General features: G+C 66.5%; 8 protein-coding genes, 1 tRNA gene and 1 pseudogene. 6 read left to right on the top strand and 4 right to left on the bottom strand.

The genetic code is table 11. The features are described from left to right. Both ACOJVU_RS18085 and ACOJVU_RS18080 read right to left on the bottom strand, forming a co-directional pair. Positions 1 to 735 (bottom strand): annotated as a pseudogene (locus tag ACOJVU_RS18085) (IS256 family transposase); the annotation flags it as partial. A gap of 78 nt (positions 736 to 813) precedes the next feature. Beyond that, complete coding sequence (locus tag ACOJVU_RS18080; protein ID WP_421531030.1) at positions 814 to 993, bottom strand: PE family protein; 180 nt, start codon at positions 991 to 993, stop codon at positions 814 to 816. A 212-nt stretch (positions 994 to 1,205) separates the two neighbouring features. On the opposite strand from ACOJVU_RS18080, the gene ACOJVU_RS18075 reads away from it, so the two are divergent. From ACOJVU_RS18075 to ACOJVU_RS18065, 3 genes are all read left to right on the top strand, one after another. Then, positions 1,206 to 2,333 carry an NDMA-dependent alcohol dehydrogenase gene (locus tag ACOJVU_RS18075; RefSeq protein ID WP_421531029.1) on the top strand — a complete coding sequence of 376 codons (1,128 nt, stop codon included), beginning with the start codon at positions 1,206 to 1,208 and terminating at the stop codon, positions 2,331 to 2,333. Positions 2,334 to 2,336: 3 nt separating this feature from the next. Then, a complete protein-coding gene (locus ACOJVU_RS18070) occupies positions 2,337 to 2,765 on the top strand; it encodes a ketosteroid isomerase family protein (RefSeq protein WP_421531028.1) in 429 nt (142 codons plus the stop codon). A gap of 66 nt (positions 2,766 to 2,831) precedes the next feature. Next, entirely contained in the window at positions 2,832 to 3,236 is a 405-nt protein-coding gene (locus tag ACOJVU_RS18065) for an HIT family protein (protein ID WP_421531027.1), read from the top strand. Here ACOJVU_RS18065 and ACOJVU_RS18060 read toward each other — a convergent pair. Both ACOJVU_RS18060 and phoP read right to left on the bottom strand, forming a co-directional pair. Further along, complete coding sequence (locus ACOJVU_RS18060; protein WP_421531031.1) at positions 3,224 to 4,585, bottom strand: sensor histidine kinase; 1,362 nt, start codon at positions 4,583 to 4,585, stop codon at positions 3,224 to 3,226. The two genes, ACOJVU_RS18065 and ACOJVU_RS18060, sit on opposite strands and share 13 nt — an antisense overlap. A 133-nt stretch (positions 4,586 to 4,718) precedes the next feature. Then, a complete protein-coding gene (gene phoP, locus ACOJVU_RS18055) occupies positions 4,719 to 5,438 on the bottom strand; it encodes a two-component system response regulator PhoP (protein WP_421531026.1) in 720 nt (239 codons plus the stop codon). Positions 5,439 to 5,609: 171 nt separating this feature from the next. Between phoP and ACOJVU_RS18050 the strand changes: the two genes are divergently transcribed. The 3 genes from ACOJVU_RS18050 (at position 5,610) to ACOJVU_RS18040 (ending at position 6,637) form a co-directional block, all read left to right on the top strand. Continuing rightward, positions 5,610 to 6,338, top strand: coding sequence for a hypothetical protein (locus ACOJVU_RS18050; RefSeq protein ID WP_421531025.1), 729 nt, complete (start codon positions 5,610 to 5,612; stop codon positions 6,336 to 6,338). Between the two features lie 27 nt (positions 6,339 to 6,365). Further along, positions 6,366 to 6,437: transfer RNA gene (locus ACOJVU_RS18045), tRNA-Thr, on the top strand. Positions 6,438 to 6,502: 65 nt separating this feature from the next. Continuing rightward, positions 6,503 to 6,637 carry a hypothetical protein gene (locus ACOJVU_RS18040; protein ID WP_421531024.1) on the top strand — a complete coding sequence of 45 codons (135 nt, stop codon included), beginning with the start codon at positions 6,503 to 6,505 and terminating at the stop codon, positions 6,635 to 6,637. Positions 6,638 to 7,208: the final 571 nt, after the last annotated feature.

Genomic DNA, 7,208 nt, shown 5'->3' with positions numbered 1-7,208 from the left:
GTCGCACACCACGATGCAGACGTCCTGGGTGCCCCTGTTTTTGATCTCCGAGAGGACCCGCAGCCAAAACTTCGACCCCTCCCCGTCGCCGTGCTCGTCGGCCCACAGCCCCAGCACGTCGCGGGTGTCGTCCACAGTGACACCCAGCGCGACGTAGATCGGCCTGTTCGCGACGTTGCCCCCTCGGATCTTGACATTGATGGCGTCGATGAACACCACCGGATACACCGCATCCAGCGGCCGGTTGCACCACTCGCTCACCCCCTCGATCACCCGGTCGGTGATCGTGGAGATCATCTGCTTGGACACCTGCGCGCCGTACACCTCGGCCAGGTGCGCGCAGATCTCGCCATGGGTCAATCCCCTGGCCGACAACGAGATCACCCCTCCATCGATCCCGGACAGCCGGCGTTGGCGCTTGCGCACGATCTGCGGCTCGAACGTGCCGTCGCGGTCCCGCGGGATCGCGACCTCCACCGGCCCGATGTCGGTGAGCACGCTCTTGGTCCGCGCTCCGGTGCGGGAGTTGCCGCCGTCGCGGCCGGCCGGATCGTGCTTGGCCTAGCCCAGGTGCGCGTCCATCTCGCCCTCGGCCGCAGACTCGATGATCCGCTTGGTCAACTGAGCCAGCAGACCGTCCTCGCCGGTCAGCCCCATCCCTTCCGAGCGGGCCCGATCCACCAGCTGCCCGATCAGCTGCTCGTCGAGGTCGTCCAGCCGGACCATGCCCTGCATGTCGGGTCGCTCAACGATCTTCTCATCCATAATCACATCAGTCACAGTGCTCCCCTTCTTCCTCAGGAGTTACACCGTTCAAATTACAGACCCGAGCAACGCCGAAATCGCCGCCGACACCTCATCCGCACTCGCCGCCGCAATCCCCGTCACCGACCCACCCGCAGCACCCCCAGCCGCCTCAATACCCGACCCAATCGCAGCCACATCAGCCGCCGCACCCGACACCACCTCAGGCACCGACACCACCAACGACATGACAAACCCCCTCCACCCCGGACACCCAAACCGAGCGGAAGATCAGCAAGGCGAAACGACATCCGGGGTGAATTCCGCGACCTTGTTTACAGCCGGGTGACGCGCGTCATAATGTTCAGCGAGAACGAGAACACGTTCTACATTGCCGTCCGGCCCCGGTCGGCCCCTCTCGCCGAACACTCGGGTCAGGGCTTTGCTAGTGGAGGTTGTTCATGAAAACAAAAGGCGCGCTGATCTGGGAGTTCAACCAGCCGTGGTCGATCGAGGAAATCGAGATCGGTGACCCGGTCAAGGACGAGGTCAAGATCCAGATGGAAGCGTCGGGCATGTGCCACTCCGACCACCACCTGGTGACGGGCGGCATCCCGATGGCGGGCTTCCCGGTGCTCGGCGGGCACGAGGGTGCCGGCATCGTCACCGAGGTGGGCCCGGGCGTCGAGGACATCGCCCCCGGCGACCACGTGGTGCTGTCGTTCATCCCGTCCTGCGGCAAGTGCCCCACGTGCCAGGCGGGCCTACGCAACCTGTGTGATCTGGGCGCCGGACTGCTCGGCGGTGCGGCCGTGTCCGACGGCACCTTCCGGATCCAGGCCCGGGGCCAGAACGTCTACCCCATGACGCTGCTGGGCACGTTCTCGCCGTACATGGTCGTGCACAAGAGCTCGGTGGTGAAGATAGACCCGTCGGTGCCCTTCGAGGTGGCCGCCCTGGTCGGCTGCGGCGTCACCACCGGCTACGGGTCGTCGGTCCGCACCGCCGACATCCGGCCGGGACAGGACGTCGCCATCGTCGGCGTCGGCGGGGTCGGCATGGCCGCGCTGCAGGGGGCCGTCAACGCCGGTGCGCGCTACATCTTCGCGATCGACCCGGTGGAATGGAAACGCGACCAGGCGCTGAAGTTCGGCGCCACCCACGTCTACCCCGATGTTGATGCCGCGATGATGGGCATGGCCGAGGTCACCTACGGCCTGATGGCCCACAAGGTGGTGGTCACCGTCGGCGAGCTGCACGGCGCCGACGTCGACAACTACCTGAACATCACCGCCAAGGGTGGCACCTGCGTGCTGACCGCGATCGGCAGCCTGCTGGACACCAACGTCACCCTGAACCTGGCGATGCTGACCCTGATGCAAAAGAACCTGCAGGGCACCATCTTCGGCGGCGGCAACCCGCACTACGACATCCCGCAGCTGTTGTCGATGTACAAGGCCGGCAAGCTCAACCTCGACGACATGATCACCCGCCGGTACAAACTGGAGCAGATCAACGACGGCTACCAGGACATGCTGGACGGCAAGAACATTCGCGGGGTCATCCGGTACACCGACGCGGACCGGTAGCCGATGACCGACACCGCGGCATCCCAGGCGTCACCGGCCCTGGCCGCGTCGCAGGCGTCATGGCGGTGCGTCCAAGCCCACGACCGGGAGGGCTGGCTGGCCCTGATGGCCGATGACGTCCTCGTCGAGGACCCGATCGGCACGTCCGTCACCAACCCCGACGGCACCGGGGTGCGCGGCCGGGGGGCCGTCGGCGTTTTCTACGACGCCAACATCGCGGCCAACCGGCTGACGATCACCTGCGAGGAGACGTTCCCGTCGAGCTCACCCGACGAAGTCGCCCATATCCTGGTGCTGCACAGTGAATTCGAGGGTGGAGTCACCAGCGAGGTCCGCGGGGTGTTCACCTACAAGGTCAACGACGCGGGGCTGATCACCAACATGCGCGGCTACTGGAACCTCGACATGATGAAGTTCGGCACCCGGGAGTAGACGAACGGCCGTGCTCCGTCGGCCGGCCCGGCCCCACCTATGCCGGCCGCACCTATGCTGGGGCCCATGCCGTCCATCTTCACCAGGATCATCAACCGAGAGCTGCCCGGGCGTTTCGTCTACGAGGACGACGACGTCGTCGCGTTCCTGACGATCGAGCCGATGACACAGGGCCACACGCTGGTCGTGCCGCGCGCCGAGATCGACCAGTGGCAGGACGTCGACGGCGCGGTTTTCGCCCGCGTCATGTCGGTGAGCCAACTCATCGGCAAGGCCGTGTGCAAAGCCTTCCACACCGAGCGCGCCGGGGTGATCATCGCCGGGCTGGAAGTGCCCCATCTGCATGTTCACGTGTTCCCCACCCGCAGTTTGGGCGACTTCGGCTTTGCTCACGTCGACCGCAACCCGTCGCCGGAATCCCTGGACGAGGCGCAGGCCAGGATCACCGCGGCGCTGGCTCAGCTGGCGTGAACCGGCGCCTCCGGCACGGGTACGTCGTTCACCCGAGGCAGCGTGACACGAAAGCAGCATCCATCGCCGGGCGCGGTGGTCACGGTGACCCTGCCGCCATGCGCGTGCACCAACGAGTCCACGATGGAAAGCCCGAGACCGGTGCCGCCGCTGGCCCGGGCACGTGACGAGTCGGTGCGATAGAAGCGCTCGAACACCCGCGCCGCATCCTCCCGGCTCATGCCGGGCCCCTTGTCGGCCACCTCGATCACCGCGTCGTCGCCGTCGGTGCCGACCCGCACGATGACGTCGGCGCTTTCCGGGGTGTGCTGCAAGGCGTTGACCAGCAGGTTGCTCAGCACCTGGCGGATCCGGGCCTCATCACCGACCACTTCCGGGGTGCCGGGACCGTCGAGCACCTCGATCCGGATCGTGCGCTTGGGATCCACGGCTTGCGCGTCGTGCACCGCGTCGCTGGCCAGCGCCAGCAGGTCCACCTGATGGTGCTCGAGCGGGCGTTGGGCGTCGAGGCGGGCCAGCAACAGCAGATCCTCGACGAGCAACCCCATCCGGCTGGCTTCGCTTTCGATCCGCGCCAGCAGCATCGACACGTCGCGCGCGGCGCCCTGGCGATACAATTCCGCGAAGCCGCGAATGGTGGTCAGCGGGGTGCGCAGCTCGTGGCTGGCGTCGGTGATGAACCGGCGCATCCGCTCCTCGGAGCCGCGCGCTTTCTCGGCCGAGGACTCCGAGGACGCCAGCGCCTCCTGGATCTGGGTCAGCATCCCGTTGAGCGCCAACGAGAGCTGGCCCACCTCGGTGCGGGGGTCGCGCTGCGGGATCCGTCGGTCCAGTTGGCCACCGGCGATCGCGGCGGCGGTCTGCTCGACTTCGGACAGCGGCCGCAGGCTTCGCTGGGCCATCGCGAAACTGGCGATTCCGACGAGGACCAGCACGCCCACCCCGATCCCGACCTGCAACCAGGCCAGCGAACGGACCGTGTGCTGGACGTCGGAGAGGTCGATCGCGACGGTCGTCAGGCCGTGCGGGCCGCGCACCGACACCGCCCGCCATTCGATGTCGGAGCCGCTGACCGAGGGCAGGGTCGTCGGTTCGGGGCCTACGTCGTTGTCGGGCGGCAGCGCCGGTTCGGCGTTGCGGTCGTTGATGGCGGTGAACGGCGTGCCGTCGGTGCCGATGCCCCGCACGTAGAACTTGGACGGCGGCCGGCCGGGGTCCGGGCTCTCGTAGGGCGCCGGCGACTGGCGGCGCGGCGCCAGCGCCCAGCCGCGGGACGCCTCGAGCAGCGTCTGGTCGATCCGGCCGACGAGCACGTGACGCAGGATCGAGGTGACCGCCACCCCCGACATCAACAGGCCGCAGCCGACCAGGGCGAGGGTGGCGGCCACCAGGCTCACCCGCAGTGGTACTCCGCGTCGAAGCCGCTTGGCCGTCTCCGTATTCTTCGCCACCGGTCACCTCCCCATGCGGCCGAGCGGGTGCTCAGCGAGGCTCGCGCAGCACATAGCCCACACCGCGCAGGGTGTGCAGAAGCCGCTTCTCCCCGGTGTCGATCTTGCGGCGCAGGTAGGACACATAGGACTCGACCACGTTGACGTCACCACCGAAGTCGTAACGCCAGACGTGGTCGAGAATCTTGGGCTTGCTCAGCACGGTGCCGGCGTTGATGACAAAGTAGCGCAACAGCGTGAACTCCGTCGGCGACAGCGAGACCGGTTGCCCGGCCTTCCACACCTCGTGGGTCTCTTCGTCGAGTTCGATGTCGGCGAACGTCAGCCGGGCGTTGCGGGGTTGCGGGCCGCCCTTGCCCGCGCGTCGGAGGATGACCCGCAGCCGGGCGACGACCTCTTCCAGGCTGAACGGCTTGGTCACGTAGTCGTCGCCGCCGAGGGTCAGCCCGGCGATCTTGTCCTGCAACGAGTCGCGAGCCGTCAGGAACAGCGCGGGCGCGTCGATGCCGTCGGCGCGCAGTCGCCGCAGCACCCCGAAACCGTCCATCCCGGGCATCATCACGTCCAGGATCAACGCGTCCGGGCGGGCTTCGCGCGCCCGGTCCAGGGCCTGGGCCCCGTTGGTCGCGGTGTGCACCTCAAAACCTTGAAATTTCAGGCTGACGGAGAGCAGTTCGACGATGTTGGCCTCGTCGTCGACCACGAGGATGCGAGCCTCCGGTGTGGACTCGCCGTGGATAGCCGCTGTCATGAGAGCCTTCTGTCCTTCGTTCTGTCCTTCGTTGAACATCTCCTTCACAGTAAGTGTGCAATTACTGTGAGGGCGGTGGTAACCATCTGATAGTAGCCTGCCAGCCCATCACGGCGCCGCCGCCGACCCGAACGCCGTTCATCAAGGTCGCGTCGCGAATAGACTTCACGCATGAACCTCGTCAAAAGCGTCGTGTCCCTGGCGACCGCCCCCGCGCGGGCCGGGCTCGCGGTCGCTGAGGTGAGCTTGAACGTCTCCTCCATGGCCGTTGGCGTGGCCAGGCGCGCGGTGGGCGGTGGTGCGTCCGGCGCCAGGACGAACGGCATGGCGTCCATGCTGGGGATCGACGACACGATCGTGCGCGCCAACCGTCTCGCCAGGCTGATGGACGACGACGCTCCGCTGGGGCGTGCCGTTGCGCCCGACGGTCCGCTGGACCGGTTGCTGCGCCCGGGCGGGGTGGTCGACCTGCTGACTGCGCAGGGCGGCTTGCTGGACCGGCTGACCTCCGAGGGTGGCGGCCTGCAACGCGCGTTGCAGGCCGGCGGACTGGCTGACCAACTGTTCGCCGAGGAAGGCCTGATCGAACGCGTGATGTCCGAAGGCGGGCTGACCGACCGGCTGCTCGCCAACGGCGGACTGGTCGACAAGCTGACCGCGAAGAACGGGCCGCTCGAACAGCTCGCCGACGTCGCCGACACCCTGGCGCGGCTGACGCCCGGGATGGAGGCGCTCGAACCCGCGATCGATACGCTCCAGGACGCCGTCGTCGCGCTGACCATGGTGGTCAATCCGCTGAGCAACCTCGCCGAGCGCATCCCGCTGCCCGGCCGGCGGCTCCCGCGCCGCTCCGTGTCGCGGGCGGTGCGCTCGACACGCCGCATCGACACCGACGAGTGACCCATTAGGCTGGCACCGGTTTCACCGGCCTCCTTAGCTCAGTGGTAGAGCACTCGCCTTGTAAGCGAGCGGTCGTCAGTTCAATCCTGACAGGGGGCTCTCACCGCGGAATATCCGCTGTTAGACGCCGTTTTACGTCACAGGTCTCACGTGCTTAGTCCAGCGTGCCCACATTTCTCCCAACCGACAAAGTCGCCGACATCGACGCCAACGAAGACTCCCAAGTCGTCGCCGAATCCATGAAAGTGTGCGCCGCGCACGGCGTACAGGAAGCACTCGCTAACCCGATCGTCAGCTGAACATAGCTCCGTCGTGTTTCTTCGTCCCCGACCGAATAGTCAAGACCTGTGGACCGGCGGGTCACGCGACGAGCGCGCCCTTATTGAACCTGGTGCCCGCTCTTGATCAGACCTAGTTGGACTTTCAGTGCATCTCGGGGAGGGCGCCCATTGGCGTCATGAGGCCGAGGGCCATCCACGGGTACTGATCATTGCTCGAACGCGCCTATATAAACAGAGATCGTCAGACAGCGCTAAATTTGCATTCACTTTCGCTTCGAAAGAGTCGAAATATGAGGCTGTCAAACCTCTGGTCGAAATCACGGTGAACGCGGCCGACCCGTCGTGATGTGTCGCCGTCAAGCTCGTCGGGGCGCTGCCACTGGAGCCGGACGCCAACCCGGTAGAGGCTGTGCGCACGTGGCTGATCACCAGCAACAACCCCACGCCATCGCATCTAACCCTCGGCCACGTACCGCCATCGGCTCCCTAGGAGGATCTTGCTACCGCGCGGTCACCCGTCAGTACCAGTAGCGTCTGCCGCCGATCCTGCGATTACCAAACTGCCCCAATAAGAACAGGACAATGCCGA

The organism is Mycobacterium sp. THU-M104, assembly GCF_049197365.1.
GTDB lineage: Bacteria > Actinomycetota > Actinomycetes > Mycobacteriales > Mycobacteriaceae > Mycobacterium.
The sequence above is the reverse complement of the archived record's forward strand: the minus strand, read 5'-3'. Positions and strand labels throughout refer to the sequence as shown.